We start from the raw sequence: 22,293 nt of genomic DNA on the forward strand, positions 1-22,293 counted from the left end.
AAGTATTGGATTATGATAATTAGCTGCATTTTAATAAATATAATATAGAACTTTAATTGAGGATATTCTAATTTTGTTCACTAACTAAAAAGGCAATCATATCTTTTTTTAGTTTGTCCCTGGTAACAGAAATGGTAGTATTGTCCAAATATTGTATATATTATAGAATATTGTTATAATTAGTATGTGTATAAAGATTTATACTAAATTAGGGGGATGCATGAAAATGAGTAAAAAAATTCTGAAACCACTTGCAAGTCTTGGAATTATGTCATTAGTTATAATTACAGTTTTATCAGCTAATCCAGTTAAGGCATCAGTAGGTCAAGTCACAAGAATAAGTGGTGCTGATAGGTATGCTACAGCAGCACAAGTTGCTACGTCAAATTGGACAACTTCAGATAATGTTGTGTTAGTATCAGGAGAGAGATATTCAGATGCAGTAAGTGCCTCTGAATTAGCTAAGAGATTAGATGCTCCTATATTATTAACAACAGCTGATGCATTGGATCCAAATACATCAGCTGCTTTATCTTCATTAGAAGCTAAAAATGTATATGTAATAGGTGGAAATGCTTCAATTTCACAGGATGTGAGGGATAGCTTAAAATCCAAATATAAACTAACAGAATTAGGTGGAGCAAATAGATATGAAACTAATATGGCTGTCGCTACGGAATTAGTTAAATTAGGAGTAGATCCAAGTAATGTTATGATGGTTGGAGGGGAAGGATTCTCGGATGCTTTATCAGTAGCACCAATAGCTTCAGCTAAAGGACAGATTCTTTTGTTAGCTAACAATGATACAAGTTGTATGAAACCGGCAATTGACTTCGTAACAAAAAATAAGTCAAAAGTTACGGTTGTAGGAACTACAAATGTAATAAGTGACAAAATGTATAATACAGTTAACGGTACTTCAAGGGTTAATGGAGGAACTGATAGATTTGACACTAACTTAAAAGGATTAGCGGCATTCAGTACAACACTAAATTTTAATAAAGTATATATCGTGAATGCAAGCAATGATGGATATGCAGATGCATTAGTAGCATCTGCAGTAGCTGGAAAAACTGGAGCACCATTAGTATTATTGGATAGCCAAACATCACAAGCAACAGCAAATGCGATAGATTACATAAAAACTAATATACCTAAAACTTCAGACTTAAATGTTATAGGTGGAACAGGTGTTGTTACAAATGATACAGTTGATATCATAAACGGCATTATCACTGGTAAGCCAATAGTAAGTTTTAAAGATAAAAATTTAGAAGAGGCAGTAAGAGACTCTATTGATAAACCAAATGGTACTTTGTATAAAAGTGATGTTGAAAAAATAACTGTATTAAGTGCTCAGGATAGAGGTATAAAAGATATTAGTGGAATTGAAAACTTAACTAATTTACAATCACTTGCTTTATATAGTAATCAAATAAGTGATATAAGTATGGTAAAGGATTTAACTAATTTACAAGAACTTAATTTAGCTGATAATCAAATAAGTGATATAAGTGGATTAAAAGATTTAACTAATTTGCAAACTCTTTATTTACAGAATAATAAAATAAGTGATATAAATGGGTTAAAGGATTTAACTAATTTACAAAAGCTTTTGTTAGAGAACAATGAAATAAGTGATATAAGCGCATTGAAAGGTTTAACTAATTTAGAATCCCTTTCTTTAGATGACAATAAAATAAGTGATATAAATATGTTAAAGGATTTAACTAATTTACAAAATCTTTTTTTAGCTGACAATGAAATAAGTAACATAAGTGCATTGAAAGGTGTAACTAGTTTACAAGAACTTTATTTAGATTCCAATAAAATAAGTGATATAAGTGAGTTGAATAGTTTAACTAATTTACAAGCACTTGGGTTAAGTTCCAATGAAATAAGTGATATAAAGGGGTTAAAGGATTTAATTATTTTAAAATTTCTTGATTTAAAGAACAATAAAATAAGTGATGTTGATAAGGCTTCGTTAAAAAATTTTTTACCAAGATGCACTATCATATATGAATAACATATAAGCAATAAACAAAAAGGGGATGCCCATAAAGTAAAAAAGTCTTCTTCTGAAAATTATAGAAAGTTATCTAGAGAAGAGTGGGTAATAGTTGAGAACTGCCATGAGGCTATAATAACACAAGATGAATTTGATAAAATACAGCTGCTAATTAAGAAAAGAACTTTGATACCAGCAGGGGCAAGAGCTTCAAAGACTGAATTTACGGGAGTATTAAGATGTGGATGCTGCGGACATACGATGCAGATTCAGAAAAAAAAGGATGGAAAAGATTTAATTAGGTGCTGCAGATATTCAGATAGCAGTGGGAAAAGGTGTATTAATAGAGGAGGATATTTACAGCCAGTAAAAGATGAAATAAAAAAAGCCATTATACAATATAAAAAAGAAGTTTTAAACAAACTGCAAGGTATAAATAATAAAGGAAAAAATCTTACCATGAATCAATTAAAATCAAAACGCAGGGAATTGAAAAAATTTCAAGAGGCTCTTGAGAAAATACAAGATTCATATGATTTAGGAGATTATAGTAGAGAAGAATTTTTAAGAAGGAAATCAAAATGGAATAGTAAAATTTTAGAAGCCAAAAGCCAAATTTCCCTGTTAGAGAAGTAGTTGAAATTTCAAGAACAGGTTACTGATGAAGAAAGGCTGAATATTATAAATTATTTCCTAGAAAATATTGACTCAATAGAAGATGTAAAAGATAAAAACAAATTATATCGAACTATATTAGATAGTGTGATATGGAGGAAAGTAGATACGAAGGAAGCAGAAATAGAAATAAATTTTCTGTAAGGATTTAAGTACATATTATCGTTGCCTATTATGACGCCAATGGCACGTACTGTATCCTATGGATAAAAACACAGGTCTATCTTCTGATTTTGCCTTTGTAAATGCTTCTTCTCCCCAGGGATACCAATTTACTGGATTGTGTGCGTGTTGTAAGAGATACGGGGATTTCTCATTTATTAATCTATTGGGTGTGCTTGTTAGGTTCATAGAATCACCTCCTAAAATTTATTCTTATTATAGATTTATCTTTTGTGAAGTAAATTATTCAAATAAAAGTATGTTTTGCGTGGGATGTGATATTTAAAAATAAAGTAAAGCAGTTTATGAAAAATATTGAAATTAGAACTGATAAAGGATTTGAGATGAAATTGTTTTTTAGGTAAAATTGTTTGTGGTAATTGAGCGAGCTTCTATGGAAGAAAAGTTTGGCATTCCAACAGTAGACATAGAAGGGTTATATAGCAATGCAATTCTAAATTTAAAAATGATGAGAAGTGTGGTACACGTCATATTTACGAGGATACTTTAAAAGAATCTTTTTTATAGGATTTTAATAGCATTGTTAAAAATAAAGATGAGGTATTAAAAGACTATGAAGAAATAATACAAGCTTTAACGGATACTTCAAAGATTGATAAAGAAAGTACTAATTTTCAAAAATAAAGTGAAGTAGTAGAATTATTAAAAAAGTGCGTGAAGGAAAATGGATACATAGCTTTAGATCAAGCTGAATATGAAGAACGTTATAATTCATTAACAAAACGTTATGGAGCTATAGAGAATAGACTTGAAGGAATAAATGAAAAGCGGTTAGAGCGAAGTGCTAAAAGAGAGAATATAGAGGAATTTATAAAGATATTAGAAAAGAGTTCTATAATTTTGATATTAAAATATACTATTTGTATCTACTGTAAATCTACTATAAATACTCTTTCTTTTTATTGTACGATTCAAGCTAATACCTGGTGGTAGAGGATCTTTTTCTATATTTAAAAATATAGAAAAATTAATAGATAGGAGGAGCATCATAACGTTTAAAAACAGCATTGCCTACAGCAAATACTTAATAAAATGATTTAATTTACTTAAATTTTATGACATAAAATAAGTGGAATTATTGATATAAAATGGTTATACTGGTTATAGTAGGGGGGATAAACATGAAAAAAAGATTATCAGGAATTATTTTTACTGCAGCTATATTTTGTGGGGTATTTTTTACATCAAATGTTGTAAGTGCAGCAACACTACAAGATAGATTATGCGGCAATAATAGATATGAAACTAATTCTAAAATTGTAGACTCAGGTTGGATATCATCAGAATATGCTGTAATAGCAAGTGGAGAAGGCTTTGCAGATGCACTATGTGCGGCACCTTTAGCTGAGAAAAATAAAGCACCTATAGTTTTAACTAGCAGGAATGCTTTAAGTTCAGAGGCCAAAGAACAATTAACAAGACTTAAAGTAAAAAAAGTATTTATTGTTGGTGGAACAGCATCTGTATCTGATAATGTAAAATCTGAAATAACAAATATGAATATTGAAACTACTAGAATATATGGACAAAACAGATTTGAGACATCATTAGAGGTAGCTAAGGCTTTAGGAAATATTAATGGTGCAGTAGTAACAAATGGATTTGGATTTGCAGATGCTTTATCTATAGCACCTATAGCAGCAAAAAAGGGAATGCCTATATTACTTACTGCCAAGGATGAGTTATCAACACCAATTAGGGAATTTTTACATAATAGTTCTTATAATGAAAGTTATATAGTTGGAGGAACTGGAGTAGTAAGTGATAAAATATCCTCACAGTTGAACAATGTTACAAGGCTTGGCGGAAATAGTAGATATGAAACAAATTCAGCTATATTAGACCATTTTGATAATGATTTTAGTTATGATAAGATTTATGTTGCATCAGGAGAAAATTATCCAGATGCATTATCTGGCAGTGTACTAGCAGCTTCAAGTAACTCTCCTCTAATTTTAGTAGGAACCTACGTTGATCCTTCAGTAGAATCTTCAATAAAAGCTCAACACGAAAAATATAATAATGTAGTAGCTTTAGGAGGTACAGGCGTAGTCACAGATGCAGTAATAAATAGTATTGTCAGTGGAGTTTTTATACCAAGCATAAGTGATGATGAAATAAAAGAATTAATATATAATGCAGATCAAACATATTGCTGCGATATACTAGGACTTACTGAGAATAATACTATATCTACGGATAAAGGAACTTATTATAAACTAAAAGACAATGTAAATACCTATGACAAGCTATTTAATTATTATAATAAATATTTTTCAGAAAAAAAATCAAATCACTTTATAAATACTAATTTGTTTATAAAGGTAAATAATATTTTTTATTTCTTTGGTAGTAATGCTGGAATAAGGCCTTTATTTTTACAATCTAAAATAGAAAATAAAACTGTAGATGGTAATAAAATAAATGTAACTTTACGTACTTATTATGAGGATGATCCTAAAGAAAAAAGTCCTTTTGATTGTAGTTTTACTTTAATTTATGAAAATGGACGTTGGTTAGTAGATGATGCAACTAGTGGTATGGATTGGAATGCTTTCGATTATAGGGATAACCAGAGCTAGGATTACAAGAGAACAAGCAAGTGAAATGCAATAGAGTTATTTTTGTAGGGGAGAAGATATATAGTTAACTTCTCCCCAGGGATACCAGTTTACTGGATTATGTGCATGTTGTAAGAGATAAGGGGATTTCTCATTTATTAATCTATTGGGTGTACTTGTTAGGTTCATAAAGTTTTATAAAGTTTTATAAAATCTTCAAATGATAGTACCTCAACAATATTTTTAATAGTTTTACTGTTTGATATTAAATTTTTGTTCCTTTTGATTTTTAATTATAGCATTTATAATTACTGCCTTATCATTCTCTGATAAAGTAGTATTGTTTTTAAAGCTCTCTATATTACTTAACATAGAATCTAAGTCTCTATTACAGAAAATCTTAACATCTGTTTGTCCACTTATACTAATTGCAACTTCAGTATTGGAAAAATAAACAATCTTTTGAACTTTAAAGTTAAATCCATTTAATCTTAAAAATTCTTCAATTCTTCTACCATGCTGACTTACTTGTTTAACTGGATTATAAAATTCGTGGTCTCCACTATTCATTCTGTCTTGTTTCCAATTTTGATTATTAACATCACCTTGTATAAATCCTGAATGATTTTTTGTTTCAACAATGAAAATACCATTTGAACCCACGATTAGATTATCTAATTCATTACTGCTTCCGTTTGTAGTTATAATAGGATTGCTTATTATAGTATAATCATCTGACAATCTTGCAAGACTTTGAACTGTGTTAAATTCTCCTGTTAGCCCTGATTCATATATATCAAGTTGTTTTTTTAACTTTTTTACTATTCTTTTTCTAAAAAATTTATTTATTTTAGAAAAAGCAGTAAAAATCAAAGCGAAGAAAAGCATTACACTAGCATAAGCTACATTTTGGTTTGCTATTCGTCTACTTTTACCATATGTTTCATCCATTTTTTGTCTATATTCTTCTGCTTGTTGTTGAGACTTTTTTTGACCAGCCTCAAATTCTTGTAGAGCTTTTTGCTTGTTTTCTTCAAATTGTTGCTGATTTTTTTGTTTGCTCTTTTCAGCTTGCTGTTGCATTTCTTGATTAACTTCTTCAAAAGACTTTTGAGAAGCATGAACTGATATACCCATTAAACCCATTATACAGAATAATGCAAACATAAATGCAAATATTTTAACTATTATATCTCCTGCCTTCATCCACATGTATTGTCTTATAATTTTTTTTTGGAGACTTTCCCTTTTATCAGCTATATTATTATTCATTTTTATTATTTTTGCCACAAATTACTTCCTCCTTTGTATATTTATATTAATATTTTCGTAGCATCTGACGTAACGTATAAGCATATTTTATATTAAAATATATCATTTGTGTATAGCTTTTATTACATTTATCAATAAATAGTATTACAAGCTATATACCAGAACTACATTCGCTGTTATCCAAAAAGTGAATACTAATCAGAATTTATAAAATGAAGGAGAAAAATGAAATATGAATAATGAAAAAAATACTGATTTTAAGAATAAAAAAATAGTAGCTTTCGCAGCTATAGTAATAGGCTTTTTTATGACAATGCTTGATACAACAATTGTTAATATTGCATTGCCTAAAATAACAGAATCTTTTAATACAAATGTTCAAGACATTACGTGGATATCTAACGGTTTTAATATAGCTCTTGCAGTAATAATTCTTACAGCATCAAGACTTGGAGATCAGTTTGGTCGCAAAAAATTATTTCTACTTGGATTATTTGTATTTACCCTTACATCTCTTTTAGAGGGATTTTCAAATTCATTGGAAATGCTTATAGTATTAAGAGTAGTACAAGGTTTATCAGCTGGTATAATGGTACCATTAACGATTCCATTATCAGTAGAAATTTTTTCAGTAGAAAAATTTGGTGCTATCGTTGGTATATGGGGTGCTGTTGGAGGGTGTGCTTCAGCTTGTGGACCAGGATTAGGGGGATTATTAACAAATACTTTTAGCTGGCAGGCAGTTTTCTTTGTAAATGTACCATTTGGGGTTATATCATTCATACTATCTGCAATGTTTTTAAAGGAATCCTTTGATGAAACTGCAACTAAATCCATAGATTTTTTAGGTATTATAACAAGTAGTATTTCAATGTTAACACTAATATTTGGATTAATTCAAGCTCCTGATAAAGGATGGAACTCAATATATATATTAATACTATTTACAGTATCTATTATTTTATTTATAATTATTGAAGTAAAAGTAAAGGAACCAATGTTACCAATGCAATTATTACAATCTAAATATTTTACTGGTGCTTCTGTAACTATGATTTTCATGACTGCTGGTATGATGGCAGGTTCGTTCTTAGTTTCATTCTTTCTAATACGTATTATGAAATTATCAGTTCTTGATGCAGGCTTAACTATAATTGCAATGCCAGTTACCATGGTAGTATTATCCCTTGTAGCTGGACCTATTTCACATAAGATTGGAGCTCGCCTTTTTGCAATATTAGATATAATACTTGCATCACTTTCAGTATATTTATTTGGTACTCTTGATGCTGGTTCATCTCGTTTAGATGTAATGTGGAGATTAGCGGTTTGTGGAGCTGGAGTAGGAATGAGTATGTCTCCTTTAATGGCCTCTGTTGTAAGAAATGCACCAAGGGATAAGGTTGGAATAGCATCTGGAGTTGCTAATGTTTCACGTACAATTGGTATGGTACTTGGTGTTGCTGTATTAGCTACATTGTTAAACCATAATATGAATAATACAGCTCTTAGCAATTATGTTGTTTATGATAATACATTTAAAACATTTAGCTTTATGTTAATATTTGGAATTATATTTCCAATGTTTAGTGATAAGCCATATAAAGGTAGAAAAAAGCAGTGATGGTAAAAATGTAATTAAAGTAAATTGAATTGAAAAATTATGATAAAACAACACAGTTCCTTCCTTCACCTTTTCCTGTATATAATGCATCGTCTGCTTTTTTTATTGTATCACCAATCGTTTCATAATCTTCATTAACGGTTACACCAAAGGTCAATGTAATTGATAGTTGAATTCCATTATACTCGATAATTTCTTTTTCAATAGTTTCCCTAATTTTATTCGCAAGTATGTGGGCATCATGGATTTCTGTTTCTGGAAGCAAGATAAGAAATTCCTCTCCTCCCCACCTGGATACAAACCCTCGTTCTCGAACCGCATTGTGTAAGTTTTGTGCTACTGCTTTCAGCACTTGATCCCCACAATCATGTCCGAAGCTATCATTTATCTTCTTAAAATAATCGATATCTGCAAGGATAAGCGAAAATTTATTTTTGCTTTTTTTATAATTTATAAACTCATTTTCAAGTTTTTCCATAATATATCTTCGGTTGTATAGCCCAGTTAATGAATCCGTTTTTGAAATCAACTCCAACTTCTCTAGGTTACATTGCATGGAAACTATTTGAGATGCTGAAGATATCCCCATAAATACGAGTATATACCCTAGAAGTATGAATAATAAAAACAATATCATATCATATGCAGAATTAAAATTTCTTAAATGTGCAATGTGTGTGGGGGTCGTAAAGTTAGTAATTAGCAATAAAAAGGCAGTAACTGGGTATAAAGACATATACCTTATGGTTTTATCAGACACTAAATTAAGAGCCGTTTTGTAATATTTACCTATCCCCAAATAAGCTGCTAAAAAGAATAAAATATTAATACAATTTCTAAAAATATATATAAGGTTTTGAGTATAATTAACATCATTAATATTTGAAACTAATTTTGCAAATAATGTAGCAATAAAAAGTGCGATTGTAGAAATTTTCATCTGAACCTTAGAGAACTTATCCAGGTGCGTAGCAGTGCTTATCCCCCACTTTGAAGAAAAGCAGATATCCCAAATCTTTGATTTGGTGATAGTCGCTTTCACAGAGTGCGATGGGGGTGTTAGCAATGGTAGCGATCGGATAAATCTTGCTTAACGTATATAAAAATTATAACATATTTTTTATCATAGTATTACCTTATAAATATCCAAAATCCCCGTTATAGGATTTTTAAATTTACAAACTTTGCGAAACAGAAACAAATTATAGATTTATCTTTTGTGGAGGAAAATATTCAAAAAATAAAGTTCGTAAATTTTTATTAATACTGACAGTCAATGTCATTGTAATAGTATATAATTAAAGTAAAATTTAGGATATGTAAATATTGGGGGCAGAGGCATAAGTGGATTATGAAAACATGGATAAGAAAATGCTTATTAAAATTTTAAGACAGAAGGATGATATGTTAAAAAAGTTATGTTTAGAAAAAGAAAAATTAAACTACTATGCAAATACGGATGCAATGACTGGTGTACTAAACAGGAGATCAGGTTTAAAGTTGCTAGATAAAGGGCTTAATTTATCAAAAATTAATGATAGAGATATGGTTGTTTGTTTTATTGATATAGATAGATTAAAAATAATAAATGATACTTTTGGTCATGAAGAAGGTGACAAACTTTTAATAAACACAGCAAGAATTTTAAAAGAAAGTATTAGAAAAACTGACTTTGTAATTAGAATGGGAGGAGATGAATTTTTAGTAGTATTTCCTGAAACAACAATGAAAGAGATTAATAAAATATGGCATAGAATTTATGTAAAGATAGAAGAAATTAATAAGAATAGTAGCAAGTATAATTTAAGTTTAAGCTGTGGATTTTATGAGTATAAAAAGGAAGGGCAAAGTGAAATGACTGCTAGTGATTTGATAAAAAATGCTGATTTTAAAATGTATAATAAAAAGTTAAATAAAAAGGAGAAATTTGACGATAAATGTATAAATAATATAAATTAAGTGAAAATATTTAAAAGAGGTAAAATATTTAGTATGGAAAGATTTAAATCAGACGTATTATTATTTATTTATAATGGCTTGCAAGAAGGAAAAGTAGTTAGAAAGAATGATATAATAAACAAATTTAATATTAATGAAAGAACTTTTTATAGATATATAAAAGATATAAAAGATTTTGTGGAAGAAAACCCTAATGATGAGCTCATAGGTGAAAAAGTTATAGTAGATAGAGAAAAAGGTGGGTATATTCTTAAAGAAAAGCATGAAAAAAATCTCAACGAAAAGGAGATTTTAGCGATTTCTAAAGTTCTCTTAGAAAGTAGAGGATTTATTGAGAATGAAATGAAAGATATGATTAGCAAGCTTCTTGGTAATTGTGTATGTGAAGATAAAAAAAGTATTCAATATATTATAGGTAATGAACTAGCTAATTATGTTCCTCCGAAGCATGGCAAAGGACTTTTGGACAAGTTATGGCAAATAAGCAGTGCAATAGAAGATAAAAAAATACTGGATATGGAATATTACAAGATGGGTACAGATGGAAAGCTGCGAGAGGAGGTTTCTAGAAGAATTGTATATCCAGAAGGATTATTATTTTCTGAATATTATTTTTATCTTATAGCGTTTATTGAAGGAAAAAGTTATGAATATCCTGCTATTTATAGAGTGGACAGAATTAGAAATATAGATGTTACGGATAGAAAATATAAAGTGGATTATAGCAAAAGATTTCAAGATGGAGAGTTTAGAAAACTGATTCAATTCATGCAAGCAGGAGAATTGGAAAGGGTTAAGTTTAGATATACAGGTAGGTCTATAGAAGCAGTTTTAGATAGATTACCTAATGCTGAAGTAAGAAAAGAAAACCATGGGGAATACATAGTAGAAGCAAAGGTATTTGGTAGAGGTATAAAGATGTGGCTTTTAAGTCAGGGGGATTCCGTGGAGATTTTAAGTTCTGATAAATTTAGAGAGGAAATGGTAGAAACTATTGAAAAAATGAGAATGTTGTATAGGTAATGTTTAAATGATACATAAGTAATTAAACATTTCATTATGTAGAATCGCAGCATAAGACCAAGTCCATCCATACTATTTGGAAAGGGTATCGATATGTAGCTAAGAAGTCAAGGAAATTTAGTCAAAGTAATTCAATAAATAAAACGGAGGAAACAATATGAACTTTAAGTCATTAAGAGAGGACAAACTAAAATTAAGTCAAGAAGAATTTGCAAATTCTTTTGATGTGGACATCTCAAGAATTAAAGAATGGGAAGTAACAAACGAACCATCAATGATTGTTTTGCAAAAGATTGCTGAGAAAACAGGAATGGATTTCAATACAATTATGAGTTATGAAAAGCCGAAACCAAAGCCTTTTGATGCTAAGAATACCTGGGAAAAAGCAGATTTTACAAAAAAGAGTATTATTGAATATATAAAAGATACATTGGAAAAGATGGATGTCCCAGAAGAGCAAAAATACAAATATGTGGATGATTTACGAGATGGGATTGAGAGAAATTATGTAAAACCAAGTATTTCTATTGTTGGTCTGACCCTTACCCACTTTGATAGACACGAGGAACTCGTGTTATATTAAAAGTGAAAGGAATGGTAGGGTTATGAAAAAACAATATAGTGCAGAATTTAAAATTGAAGCAATAAAAAGATTAGAGAAATCTGGAGAATCATTAAATAAGATAGCAACAGAATTAGGAGTAAGACCAACAACAATGCATGGATGGGTAAAGAAGTATAGAGAATCACCTGATACACCTTTTCCTGGCAGTGGACATCTTAAGCCTGAAGATGAGAAATTAAGAAGATTAGAAAAAGAAATTAGAGATCTTAAAGAAGAAAATGAAATATTAAAAAAAGCGGCAGCCTACTTCGCCAAGAACCTAAAATAAAGAGGTTTGAGTTTATCAAGGCTAGTTGCCATAAATATAGAATAGCGAAGCTGTGCAAGGTTTTAAGCGTGTCAAGAAGCAGTTACTATGCATGGGATAAAAGACCTGAAAGTCAAAGATCAAAGGAAAATAAACAGTTATTAGAACAAATTCAAACAATCCACAAAGAAAATAGAAATGTATTCGGTTCTGTTAAAATTACTAAAATAGTAAATATGAAAAATGATAAACCTATTAATCATAAAAGAGTAGAACGTATCATGAATCAGAATGGCATAAAATCAAGGGTTTCAAAGAAATTTAAGGCTACTACTAATTCAAATCATAAACTTCCAGTAGCAAAAAATATTCTTAATCGAGATTTTACTGTGGATAAACCTAATGAAAAAATGGTCAGTGATATTACATATCTGTGGACAAATGAAGGATGGCTTTATATAGCAGCAGTAATGGATTTGTGTGGACAAAAAATAGTTGGTTTATCTATGAATGAAAGAATGACAAAAGAATTAGTAATCAACGCATTAAATGACGCATATCAACGTGCAGGAAGACCAACTGGTGTTATTCTACATTCGGACAGAGGGTCACAATATTGCTCAAATGATTACCAAAATTTAATAAATAAGTATGGATTTATATGCAGTATGTCTCGTAAAGGTAACTGCTGGGATAATGCTCCTATGGAATCATTCTGGGGTAAAATGAAATGTGAATGGCTTTATGGGAATCACTTTAAAACACGTGAAGAAGCTCGTGCTGCTGTATTTGAATATGTTGAGATATTTTATAATAGGCAAAGAATACATGCTTCTAATGGTTATGTAACGCCTGAAAAATATTATAACAATTCAAATAAAAAATCAAAAGCAGCATAAAAATTATGATAATCTACGAAATAAAGAGATATTACGAGTTTAAGATGTCTATTTTATTGGGGAAAGGTCAGTCGTTCTGATACAGGTAAAAGCACATTGATAAATGCACTTATTGGTATGGAAAAGATGCCGACATCTTGGACTCCGACAACATCAATTGCTGTGTATATTAAGCATATTAAGGACATGCCTGAATTTATCAAAGATGATGTATGGGTGTTCGCAGATAATATGGATGGCGAAGATTTGTGGGATCCCAAAAGATTATACGATGAAGAGTATTGTAAGAAGTGGAAAATTGCACAGGGCGGCGTAGAGATACTTCGTTCATTTGGTACTCGACAAGGTGATATGTTTCAGAAGAATGCTGGTTCTGCAGTTATATTTCTTGATGCACCTATTTTGCAGGATTGCGATATTGTTGATTTGCCGGGATTTGGTACTGAAAAAGAAAGCGATGATACAATTACATTTAAGGCTGCACAGAGAACAGATGTATTGATTTACTTATCTCAGGCAAATGGGTTTATGCGTATTGAGGATATCACATATCTTAAAGAAAATGTTAGAAACCTTCCGGTATGGGAGAAAAAAGAAGAAAATGACCTCAAACCGTTATCAAATTTATTTGTAGTTGCATCACAAGCACATACTGTATGCAATGGAAATTCTACTGAATTAACAAATATACTTCGAAGGGGGTACGAAAATTTCTGCAAAACGTTGGCTCCTGAATATTGGGATAGGAGAAAAGAAATATCCGGATATAATACTGAAAATTATTGTGAGCAGGCATTGACAAGGAGATTTTACACGTATACAACAGATATTCCATCATTGTGTACCGGATTCAATCAAGACTTGAAGAAAATACTTGAGAAACTACCAGAAATAATTGATGCAAGGACAAGAGAATTTATTCATGAGTATGTTAAAGTGAAAAAGCCTAATCTTGAAAAAGAAATCAAGCATTATGAGAAAATATCACTTGAAAGAGAAAAGTATGTTGTCTTATTAGAACAAATAGAGAACAGCGAGTTGGACAGAATGAAGGAAAACAATAATCAAAAAGATGAAATATATGAACTTATTAATACGCTTTCAATGGAATCAACCAATGAATTCAGTCAGTATTGTGCTGAAACAATAAATACCGATTCATTGGTGAAAATGATAAAAGACAAAAAAATTAGGAACAAGAAGGAAGAAGTCGAATGTTTCGCCAGTCAATTGCAAGATATAATTCAAGCAAGATGTAATGTTATATTAGCTGATAAAGCCGAGGTTCTGTCGAAAGAAACGAAGAAGTATATTGAAAAATATACTGATGGCATAAAGGCTGCTTTTGATGGAACATCTGTTGATGTTGATTTTGATGCCGGTTATGCATTTATATCAGCTTTGGCTAAAATTGGAATAATAGGTGGATTAGGTGCTTATATTGCAGGTGAAATGGCATTCATATTTGGCGATATGGCATTGGCAATGGGAGTGGGAGGAGTCATATCATTTGGACCTATTGGAATTGCTATAGGATTGATAATTGCTGCATCTCTTGGAATTGCTAAGTTATTTGGTGGTGGCTGGGAAAAAAGTGTAGCGAAGAAACTTGTAAAAGCATATGATGAGAACAAGGTCGTTGAACAGTTCCGTGAAGGAATTACTGATTACTGGAAAAAAACAGAAGATGCATTTGATCAGGCTGCACAGAAACTTGATGAAGAATGGTCAAATTATGTGCAAACATTAAGAAACACTGTAAATAATTATGATGTTGAGGCAATTCAAAAAAATATAGTAATTTTAAAGAACTTAATGTCTTTTTTCGAGAATATCCCATTGTAAAATATTGGTTTTCAACTTATTACAATTGGGAATGGTACAAGGAGGAAATGAAATGATAACACTTTTTAATGAGTATAAAGATGCTGGAAAGATTAGTGAAGCATTAATGGTCGGACGCAACATGGTTAATCAGGATCATGGGGATGTGGAAAAATTTAGTACGTATTTAGAACTGCTATTATCATTGGCTGAAAGACTCCCTTCGTTAGATGAAAGAAAGCAGTTTGTTGGACAAGCAAATGTTACTCTTGCATTTTTTGAGGAAAATGCTGATTTGAATGTAGAGTTAGTAGAGAAAATTAACACATATAAGAATCGCATCGATGAAATCAGCAGCAAGTTAATCACAGAAGAAAATGAGAGAACATCCAAGGCACTTAAGGGTATTGAAGCAAGCAATAATAAATTTATAAAAGAATTGTACCAAGCTAAGCAAGTCTTGAGCAAAGCAAACTCACAAGAAGAGGTTGATAAGGTTCTTGTGGAAATCAGTCAGATTGATGCGAAAATTGAGCATGATTACTTGACAGATGAACAAAAAACACATTATGACCAAATTAATAAGGAGTGTACGGCCTGCATCAGTGACAAGATGAGGAAAATGGAACATAAAAGTAATGTTGCTTATAATAAAAAGGCCGTGGAATCGTATAATAAGGCATTCAAGATGTTCAAAAATGATGAGGAAAAGTATAAGAATCAGACACAATTGTTTTCTTTAGTATCATCAACGCTATTTGCGTATGATGCAGCAAGATTATTTAATGAAACATTAATTTATTATAATCATGTATATTCGTATATCTTTGGAAAACTTGACGATGATGGAAAATTAGCATTGACACGATTCTCTATTGAATGTGAGAGAAAATTGAGGTGATGATATGATTTCAGAAATTAGGAACAATAAAAGTCTTACTTTTTATCAACCTACTTCAATACAACAGAACACACATCTGTCATCCTCTTATGCTGGAGGAATAGGAGCAACAGCAATTGCAACTTCAGTGTATGCAACATCTGCGACCACTACGCAATTTAACAATCAGCTAAATGGATTCCTTAATACACTACAAACCCAGAGAGGTAGAATTGCCCGGAAGGTTTCAGAAGGGCTAACTAATGACCCATCATATCAAGGAGCCAGAAATGATGGCGTTAAGTTAGCTTGGGATTATGAAAAGGCTGATGTAGATATGGGAGGTAAAGGTTCTGCTAATTGGAATAAGAAACAACAGCAGGAAATTCGAGAAAATGGTAAAGTTCGTGGAGCGGAAGGGCACCATCAAAAAAATATTGCAAACCATCCAAAAGAACAAGGTAATCCGGATAACATAAAATTTTATAAGTCAAGAGAAGGGCATAATGACCTTTCCCCAATAAAATAGACATCTTAAACTCGTAATATCTCTTTATTTCGTAGATTATCATAATTTTTATGCTGCTTTTGATTTTTTATTTGAATTGTTATAATATTTTTCAGGCGTTACATAACCATTAGAAGCATGTATTCTTTGCCTATTATAAAATATCTCAACATATTCAAATACAGCAGCACGAGCTTCTTCACGTGTTTTAAAGTGATTCCCATAAAGCCATTCACATTTCATTTTACCCCAGAATGATTCCATAGGAGCATTATCCCAGCAGTTACCTTTACGAGACATACTGCATATAAATCCATACTTATTTATTAAATTTTGGTAATCATTTGAGCAATATTGTGACCCTCTGTCCGAATGTAGAATAACACCAGTTGGTCTTCCTGCACGTTGATATGCGTCATTTAATGCGTTGATTACTAATTCTTTTGTCATTCTTTCATTCATAGATAAACCAACTATTTTTTGTCCACACAAATCCATTACTGCTGCTATATAAAGCCATCCTTCATTTGTCCACAGATATGTAATATCACTGACCATTTTTTCATTAGGTTTATCCACAGTAAAATCTCGATTAAGAATATTTTTTGCTACTGGAAGTTTATGATTTGAATTAGTAGTAGCCTTAAATTTCTTTGAAACCCTTGATTTTATGCCATTCTGATTCATGATACGTTCTACTCTTTTATGATTAATAGGTTTATCATTTTTCATATTTACTATTTTAGTAATTTTAACAGAACCGAATACATTTCTATTTTCTTTGTGGATTGTTTGAATTTGTTCTAATAACTGTTTATTTTCCTTTGATCTTTGACTTTCAGGTCTTTTATCCCATGCATAGTAACTGCTTCTTGACACGCTTAAAACCTTGCACAGCTTCGCTATTCTATATTTATGGCAACTAGCCTTGATAAACTCAAACCTCTTTATTTTAGGTTCTTGGCGAAGTAGGCTGCCGCTTTTTTTAATATTTCATTTTCTTCTTTAAGATCTCTAATTTCTTTTTCTAATCTTCTTAATTTCTCATCTTCAGGCTTAAGATGTCCACTGCCAGGAAAAGGTGTATCAGGTGATTCTCTATACTTCTTTACCCATCCATGCATTGTTGTTGGTCTTACTCCTAATTCTGTTGCTATCTTATTTAATGATTCTCCAGATTTCTCTAATCTTTTTATTGCTTCAATTTTAAATTCTGCACTATATTGTTTTTTCATAACCCTACCATTCCTTTCACTTTTAATATAACACGAGTTCCTCGTGTCTATCAAAGTGGGTAAGGGTCATTGATCATCATTATTAGTACTGTAGTAATACTAGCTCCAACAATAGTATCAACAATAAGGAAAACTAAACATAGAAAAATAATAGTAATTACAAATATAATTGTCCTATTCTTCTTTTTGATTAACTTTACTTTGCCATTTATTATATTGGCAGTATTATTTATTATATCTTTAACAGGAAAGAAGGAATTAAAGACAACTATTGATATACCATCAATTATAATAAATACTTCATCTTCACAAGTAAATAATAGAAAATCTACTAGGAGGTAGAATTATGGAAGACTTAGTTAAGGCTAGTATAGGGGCTTTTATTTTCTATATACTGATAATTATAATAATATTTTTGCTTACAAGAGCGTTTTGGTGTTGGTATTGGAAAATTAATAAACGTGTACAAATTCTTGGGTCAATAGACCAAAGGCTTGCAGATATTCAGCGATTATTAGCACAAGGAAATACTGTTAATGCTGTTATGACTGATGAAATATCCAACATTGCATCAGGTGTTAATTCTAATAAAGTAGCACAGCAAACAATTGATGATGACGAGGATTTACCAGAATTATAGTAAATGCTTTGCTGGATTACAAATAGAAATGAGGAGAATATAAAATGGGACAAGAAGTCAGTAGGTATAAGCGCATTTGCAAGTTGGACATTTTAGAAATTTGCCCTTTATGTGAGGTAGAGTTACAAAAAGGAGCATTGCTCTGGGATAGAAAAGCTAAGAATAGCATTATGCAGCTTAAATTTTTTAACTATTCTGATAAAAATTTAAAATCCCTATATATAACCTATAATTGTAAAGATGAACAGGGGAATATAATAAACCAAAAAGATTTTTCGTTCTCCTATATTGATGCTAATTGTGAATCACATTCTGCGTTTGGCACTAAGACACCAGTAGTATTACCATCGGAGTTAGTAAGGAATGTTGATGTGTTTGTTAAAACAATCGTATGGGAGGATAACAGCATTACAAATGTTTCACAAAGTGACTACATAAAGGTAGAAAAGCAAAAGAGTCTTTCTTCCGAATTATCTGAAGAGGATATAGAGATATATCGCAGAGCTTGTAAATTGCTAGAGGGAGAAATTTTTTTGCAACGAGAGATAGGTAACAATGGGTGGCAGTGTGCTTGTGGCAGCACCAATTTAAAACAAAATTGTAGGAATTGTAAAGCGAATAAAGAAGAACTATCCTTATATTTGGATAAAGCACAATTGAGTATCTTTAAGCAAAAACGTGAGGAAAAAGTGTTGCAGCGTGAGAGGGAAAGGGAAGAAAAAGCGCTTAGAATGAAACAAAAAAGAGTTAAACGAAATAAACTAATTATCAGTATTATTGCAGCACTGATTGTTTTTGTAAGTATAACTGGGGTGTTATCATCTTTTTTCGTTAGAAATTCTACTAGAAATAATAATGTTAAACAACTACAAAAGGACTATGGTAGCTATGCAACTATATGGGGCGAAAGAGAACTCGAAAATAAAAATTATGAAGATTTTAAAGAATTATTTGATAAAAATTACAATAAAGCCCTTTTTTCGGAATTAGGTGCTGTTCCCTGTGGCAACATTGTTAGAACTGATAATAACTTGTATCAGATTGTAGATATTTTTACCTTCTGTTATAGAACTGCAAGTTCACGTGCAGATTATGAAAAAGCATATGAAACCTCAAAAGCTAATGGGGTAACGGGAGTTTTATTAAAGAAGAATTTGACTACGGGTGCATGTGAAGTTATTCATGTTTTTGAAAATCCCCATAATATTTTTCCACCTAAAAAAACATTCATAGGAATAGTGCCAAAGTACATAGCTGGAATTGAAAACAATCGTATTTATGTTCAATTGCTAGATAATTATAGTGATCATTACTTTTTTAATAGAATTGGAGAGTACAATTTAACTAATGGTGAATATAAGGTAATAGAAATAGAAGATTCTAAAAATATAGAGGTAAATGTAAATAGTGATCCTAGCAGATATAATGGGAGCATGAACACATTAATAAAAGACAATAAGTATTATTTTTATAAGGGCAAAAATAATAAAGAAGTCTATTGCTATGATTTGGTATCAACAAAAACTAAAGTGGTTGAGGATATTACTGCTAATAGATAAAATAAAGAGATTACAAAGAGGTAAAAAAATAGGGTTAAAGTTGGAAAACAGGGCTAACGGAAATCCACCTTATCCATAGAAATATCAACAATGGTATGATGATAAAAATGGCAAAATATATGGAAATTTACTTTTATTTTATGTATAATTGTAATTGAATCCTTTGTATGTTGTAAAACGGTAAGTTTGTAAAGGATATTTTAGGATAATATTGAATAAATAGTTCAAACTCGTCAATATTTAATTGTAAAATATTACATAAAAGATAGGAGAAAAAATGTTTTCGATAGAAAATGAATTAAAATCATTTAAGAAAAAATCAATAAATACATATGAGGTACCTTTAAATGATTTATATGATGTAGAAACTAAAATAAATAGTATTGACAAAACAAATAAAAGAAACATAATGTCTATGGAGTTATTGAAAGAAGAACTAGAAGAAAAAAATGACCAAATTGCTTCTTTAAAAAGAGAGTTAACTAATGGAAATAAAAGAGAGGAAGTGTTTGTAAAAAAAGTTTTGGCAATATTAGATCAGGTAGATAATGTTTGTATATTTGCAGAAAAATCTCAAAATGAAGCTTTAATTAGTAACACGAATAGTGTAATGAGGATTATTAGAAAAGAATTGAGAGAGTTAGAAATTGAAGAAATACCTACAATAGGAGAAATATTTAATCCAGAATTGCACGAATGTGTAGAAGCTGTTCACGATAACACAAAAAATAAATATGAAATTATTGATGTTATTAGAAAAGGATATAAGATGAATGGAAAGGTTATAAGAATAGCATCTGTAATTGCTGTTAGATAAATATATAGGGACAAGGAGTAAGGAACATGGGGAAGATAATTGGAATTGATTTGGGAACTACAACATCTGAAATCGCCTATATTAGAAATGGTAAACCAGAAATTATAGTAAATGACTTAGGTGATAGGATAACGCCTTCATTAGTTGGACTTACTGATGATAATGAAATTATTGTAGGACGATTGGTAAAAAGACACGCTATATTAAAACCAGAAAGAACTGTAATAGAAGTCAAAAGGTTAATGGGAACCGATACAAAAGTTAGCTTGGGAAAAAAACAATTTTTGCCCCAGCAAATATCAGCTATGATTTTGAAAAATTTAAAAAAATATGCTGAAGATTTTTTAGGTGAAAAAGTAACGGAAGCAGTAATTACTGTGCCAGCAAAATTTAATAATTTACAGAGACAAGCAACAAAAGAAGCGGGAGAATTAGCAGGACTAAAGGTAGAAAGAATAATAAATGAACCAACGGCCGCTGCACTTGCATATGGAATTAATAATTTGGAATCTGAAGAAAAAGTTCTAGTATATGATTTAGGTGGTGGAACTTTTGACGTTACAGTTCTTGAATTGTTTGATGGTGTACTAGATGTAAAAGCCAGTAGGGGTAACAATAAGCTTGGAGGAAAGGACTTCGATGAAAGAATAGAAAAATACGTTATAGAAGATTTTAAACAAAAATATGATATAGATTTAAGAGGTAATATTAAGGCAATGTCAAGGATAAAAGATGCATCTGAAAGAGCTAAGATTGAGCTATCAAGTATGGAGTCAACTGAAATAGATTTACCTTATATTGCTATTGATAAAGATGAAAATCCATTGGAACTTAGTATTAAATTAACTCGTAGCAAGTTTGAAGAACTTATAATGGATTTAGTAGAATCTACTGATAAAGAAATACAAGATGCGTTTAAGGCTTCTAGTTATAGTGCACAGGATATCGATGTTGTATTAGCAGTTGGAGGTTCAAGCAGAATACCTTGTGTAAAAAGGTTATTAAAGACTAAATTTGGCAATAAAATAAAAACAAATATTAATCCAGATGAAGCTGTGGCATTAGGTGCAGCAATACAAGCGGGAATAAAAAGTGATGAGATTAGTTCTGATGATAGCATATTAATAACGGATGCATGCAACTATACATTAGGAATAAGTATTGTTTCAGATATAGGAAATGGTAGATTACGAGGTGGTATTTTTGATCCTATTATAATGAAAGATAGTAAACTACCTTGCACTGAAAAAAAGGTTTACTACACTATGCATGATAGCCAAACTAGTGTGGATATTAATGTTTATGAAGGTGATGGAAAACTGGTAATAGAAAATACACAAATAGCACAGTTTGTGTTAGAAGGCATTCCGGAGGCACCAAAAGGTGAGGAAGCCATAGAAGTAGCTTTCACATATAACCTAAATGGAATATTAGAAGTAACAGCTAAAATATTAAGCACTGGAAAATCAGTAAGTAAAATTATAGATACACAAGGTATTGATAAAAAAGATTCAATGTTCTTTGAAGAGGAAAGTTTAGATAATTGGCAAAAGTGTGAATTAGCACCAAAAGTTAAAAGCACAATAGATTTATGTGAAAGAAAAATGAAGAAAATGAATGATGACGACAGGGAAAAAGTACAAAAGACTTTAGATAAACTAAAAAAGGCAGTAATAGATAATAATGAGAAGTTAGTTGAAAAGTGTGATGATGAATTAACTGATTTACTTTTTGATATTGGCTAAAAAGTC

Annotated in this window: 23 protein-coding genes and 1 pseudogene; 19 read left to right on the forward strand and 5 right to left on the reverse strand. The window is 30.7% G+C overall.

The window, feature by feature from the left end:
- Positions 1-226: 226 nt before the first annotated feature.
- The 3 genes from B5S50_RS20180 (at position 227) to B5S50_RS20195 (ending at position 2,830) form a co-directional block, all read left to right on the forward strand.
- Positions 227-2,029 (forward strand): cell wall-binding repeat-containing protein, encoded by a 1,803-nt coding sequence (locus B5S50_RS20180; protein ID WP_217302693.1) that lies wholly within the window; start codon positions 227-229, stop codon positions 2,027-2,029.
- A 168-nt stretch (positions 2,030-2,197) separates the two neighbouring features.
- Positions 2,198-2,647: a zinc ribbon domain-containing protein gene (locus tag B5S50_RS20190; RefSeq protein ID WP_065078007.1), complete on the forward strand. Its 450-nt coding sequence runs from the start codon at positions 2,198-2,200 to the stop codon at positions 2,645-2,647.
- On the forward strand, positions 2,648-2,830 hold the full coding sequence (locus B5S50_RS20195) for a hypothetical protein (protein ID WP_065078006.1): 183 nt from the start codon (positions 2,648-2,650) through the stop codon (positions 2,828-2,830).
- A gap of 36 nt (positions 2,831-2,866) precedes the next feature.
- On the opposite strand, the pseudogene B5S50_RS20200 reads toward B5S50_RS20195, so the two are convergent.
- Positions 2,867-3,037, reverse strand: a pseudogene (locus tag B5S50_RS20200) (DUF255 domain-containing protein); the annotation flags it as partial.
- A gap of 184 nt (positions 3,038-3,221) precedes the next feature.
- Between B5S50_RS20200 and B5S50_RS20205 the strand changes: the two are divergent.
- From B5S50_RS20205 to B5S50_RS20215, 3 genes are all read left to right on the forward strand, one after another.
- A complete protein-coding gene (locus B5S50_RS20205) occupies positions 3,222-3,359 on the forward strand; it encodes a hypothetical protein (RefSeq protein ID WP_154104966.1) in 138 nt (45 codons plus the stop codon).
- A gap of 164 nt (positions 3,360-3,523) precedes the next feature.
- Entirely contained in the window at positions 3,524-3,802 is a 279-nt protein-coding gene (locus tag B5S50_RS20210) for a hypothetical protein (protein ID WP_065078004.1), read from the forward strand.
- 188 nt (positions 3,803-3,990) lie between these two features.
- Entirely contained in the window at positions 3,991-5,451 is a 1,461-nt protein-coding gene (locus tag B5S50_RS20215) for a cell wall-binding repeat-containing protein (protein WP_065078003.1), read from the forward strand.
- 36 nt (positions 5,452-5,487) lie between these two features.
- On the opposite strand, the gene B5S50_RS20220 is transcribed toward B5S50_RS20215, so the two are convergent.
- Both B5S50_RS20220 and B5S50_RS20225 read right to left on the reverse strand, forming a co-directional pair.
- Entirely contained in the window at positions 5,488-5,619 is a 132-nt protein-coding gene (locus B5S50_RS20220; RefSeq protein ID WP_083985627.1) for a DUF255 domain-containing protein, read from the reverse strand.
- 63 nt (positions 5,620-5,682) lie between these two features.
- Positions 5,683-6,720: a nuclease-related domain-containing protein gene (locus B5S50_RS20225; protein WP_065078002.1), complete on the reverse strand. Its 1,038-nt coding sequence runs from the start codon at positions 6,718-6,720 to the stop codon at positions 5,683-5,685.
- A 214-nt stretch (positions 6,721-6,934) separates the two neighbouring features.
- Between B5S50_RS20225 and B5S50_RS20230 the strand changes: the two genes are divergently transcribed.
- Positions 6,935-8,326, forward strand: a complete 1,392-nt coding sequence (locus B5S50_RS20230) for an MFS transporter (RefSeq protein ID WP_217302694.1) — start codon at positions 6,935-6,937, stop codon at positions 8,324-8,326.
- A gap of 37 nt (positions 8,327-8,363) precedes the next feature.
- On the opposite strand, the gene B5S50_RS20235 is transcribed toward B5S50_RS20230, so the two are convergent.
- Positions 8,364-9,266, reverse strand: a complete 903-nt coding sequence (locus B5S50_RS20235; RefSeq protein WP_065078000.1) for a GGDEF domain-containing protein — start codon at positions 9,264-9,266, stop codon at positions 8,364-8,366.
- Between the two features lie 404 nt (positions 9,267-9,670).
- Here B5S50_RS20235 and B5S50_RS20240 point away from each other — a divergent pair, with 404 nt between their 5' ends.
- The 7 genes from B5S50_RS20240 (at position 9,671) to B5S50_RS20270 (ending at position 16,312) form a co-directional block, all read left to right on the forward strand.
- Positions 9,671-10,285, forward strand: coding sequence for a GGDEF domain-containing protein (locus B5S50_RS20240; protein ID WP_065077999.1), 615 nt, complete (start codon positions 9,671-9,673; stop codon positions 10,283-10,285).
- A gap of 33 nt (positions 10,286-10,318) precedes the next feature.
- Complete coding sequence (locus B5S50_RS20245; RefSeq protein WP_065077998.1) at positions 10,319-11,308, forward strand: YafY family protein; 990 nt, start codon at positions 10,319-10,321, stop codon at positions 11,306-11,308.
- Positions 11,309-11,465: 157 nt separating this feature from the next.
- Complete coding sequence (locus B5S50_RS20250; protein ID WP_217302695.1) at positions 11,466-11,891, forward strand: helix-turn-helix transcriptional regulator; 426 nt, start codon at positions 11,466-11,468, stop codon at positions 11,889-11,891.
- Between the two features lie 22 nt (positions 11,892-11,913).
- Positions 11,914-13,079 (forward strand): IS3 family transposase gene (locus tag B5S50_RS20255; RefSeq protein ID WP_243121154.1). Its coding sequence is split into 2 segments (ribosomal slippage): positions 11,914-12,172 and positions 12,172-13,079, totalling 1,167 coding nucleotides; the frame shifts between segments, so codons are not numbered across the junction.
- Positions 13,080-13,175: 96 nt separating this feature from the next.
- Complete coding sequence (locus tag B5S50_RS20260; protein ID WP_217302696.1) at positions 13,176-14,924, forward strand: dynamin family protein; 1,749 nt, start codon at positions 13,176-13,178, stop codon at positions 14,922-14,924.
- A gap of 52 nt (positions 14,925-14,976) precedes the next feature.
- Positions 14,977-15,804 (forward strand): hypothetical protein, encoded by an 828-nt coding sequence (locus B5S50_RS20265; RefSeq protein WP_065077996.1) that lies wholly within the window; start codon positions 14,977-14,979, stop codon positions 15,802-15,804.
- A 4-nt stretch (positions 15,805-15,808) separates the two neighbouring features.
- The gene (locus tag B5S50_RS20270; protein WP_217302697.1) at positions 15,809-16,312 is read left to right on the forward strand and encodes a hypothetical protein; all 504 of its coding nucleotides are present in this window, start codon (positions 15,809-15,811) and stop codon (positions 16,310-16,312) included.
- A gap of 48 nt (positions 16,313-16,360) precedes the next feature.
- Here the strand turns inward: B5S50_RS20270 and B5S50_RS20275 are convergent.
- A protein-coding gene (locus tag B5S50_RS20275; protein ID WP_243121154.1) for an IS3 family transposase occupies positions 16,361-17,526 on the reverse strand; the annotation gives its coding sequence in 2 pieces (ribosomal slippage) (positions 16,361-17,268 and positions 17,268-17,526; 1,167 coding nt in all).
- 69 nt (positions 17,527-17,595) lie between these two features.
- On the opposite strand from B5S50_RS20275, the gene B5S50_RS20280 reads away from it, so the two are divergent.
- The 5 genes from B5S50_RS20280 (at position 17,596) to B5S50_RS20300 (ending at position 22,287) form a co-directional block, all read left to right on the forward strand.
- Positions 17,596-17,868, forward strand: coding sequence for a hypothetical protein (locus B5S50_RS20280; protein ID WP_217302698.1), 273 nt, complete (start codon positions 17,596-17,598; stop codon positions 17,866-17,868).
- Positions 17,869-17,872: 4 nt separating this feature from the next.
- Positions 17,873-18,166: a hypothetical protein gene (locus B5S50_RS20285; RefSeq protein ID WP_065077992.1), complete on the forward strand. Its 294-nt coding sequence runs from the start codon at positions 17,873-17,875 to the stop codon at positions 18,164-18,166.
- Positions 18,167-18,210: 44 nt separating this feature from the next.
- The gene (locus B5S50_RS20290) at positions 18,211-19,725 is read left to right on the forward strand and encodes a hypothetical protein (RefSeq protein WP_065077991.1); all 1,515 of its coding nucleotides are present in this window, start codon (positions 18,211-18,213) and stop codon (positions 19,723-19,725) included.
- Between the two features lie 277 nt (positions 19,726-20,002).
- Positions 20,003-20,542 carry a nucleotide exchange factor GrpE gene (locus tag B5S50_RS20295; protein WP_065077990.1) on the forward strand — a complete coding sequence of 180 codons (540 nt, stop codon included), beginning with the start codon at positions 20,003-20,005 and terminating at the stop codon, positions 20,540-20,542.
- Positions 20,543-20,568: 26 nt separating this feature from the next.
- A complete protein-coding gene (locus tag B5S50_RS20300; protein ID WP_217302699.1) occupies positions 20,569-22,287 on the forward strand; it encodes an Hsp70 family protein in 1,719 nt (572 codons plus the stop codon).
- The last annotated feature ends 6 nt before the right edge of the window (positions 22,288-22,293 follow it).

Origin of the sequence: Clostridium sp. 001, assembly GCF_019056555.1 — a bacterium.
Lineage (GTDB): Bacteria > Bacillota > Clostridia > Clostridiales > Clostridiaceae > Clostridium_B > Clostridium_B ragsdalei.

Bases quoted from the DNA above. Each gene is read 5' to 3' on its own strand.
- B5S50_RS20180 (WP_217302693.1), top strand. From the start codon at position 227: ATGAGTAAAAAAATTCTGAAACCACTTGCAAGTCTTGGAATTATGTCA.
- B5S50_RS20215 (WP_065078003.1), top strand. From the start codon at position 3,991: ATGAAAAAAAGATTATCAGGAATTATTTTTACTGCAGCTATATTTTGT.
- B5S50_RS20220 (WP_083985627.1), bottom strand. From the start codon at position 5,619: ATGAACCTAACAAGTACACCCAATAGATTAATAAATGAGAAATCCCCT.
- B5S50_RS20230 (WP_217302694.1), top strand. From the start codon at position 6,935: ATGAATAATGAAAAAAATACTGATTTTAAGAATAAAAAAATAGTAGCT.
- B5S50_RS20235 (WP_065078000.1), bottom strand. From the start codon at position 9,266: ATGAAAATTTCTACAATCGCACTTTTTATTGCTACATTATTTGCAAAA.
- B5S50_RS20245 (WP_065077998.1), top strand. From the start codon at position 10,319: ATGGAAAGATTTAAATCAGACGTATTATTATTTATTTATAATGGCTTG.
- B5S50_RS20250 (WP_217302695.1), top strand. From the start codon at position 11,466: ATGAACTTTAAGTCATTAAGAGAGGACAAACTAAAATTAAGTCAAGAA.
- B5S50_RS20265 (WP_065077996.1), top strand. From the start codon at position 14,977: ATGATAACACTTTTTAATGAGTATAAAGATGCTGGAAAGATTAGTGAA.
- B5S50_RS20270 (WP_217302697.1), top strand. From the start codon at position 15,809: ATGATTTCAGAAATTAGGAACAATAAAAGTCTTACTTTTTATCAACCT.
- B5S50_RS20285 (WP_065077992.1), top strand. From the start codon at position 17,873: ATGGAAGACTTAGTTAAGGCTAGTATAGGGGCTTTTATTTTCTATATA.
- B5S50_RS20290 (WP_065077991.1), top strand. From the start codon at position 18,211: ATGGGACAAGAAGTCAGTAGGTATAAGCGCATTTGCAAGTTGGACATT.
- B5S50_RS20295 (WP_065077990.1), top strand. From the start codon at position 20,003: ATGTTTTCGATAGAAAATGAATTAAAATCATTTAAGAAAAAATCAATA.
- B5S50_RS20300 (WP_217302699.1), top strand. From the start codon at position 20,569: ATGGGGAAGATAATTGGAATTGATTTGGGAACTACAACATCTGAAATC.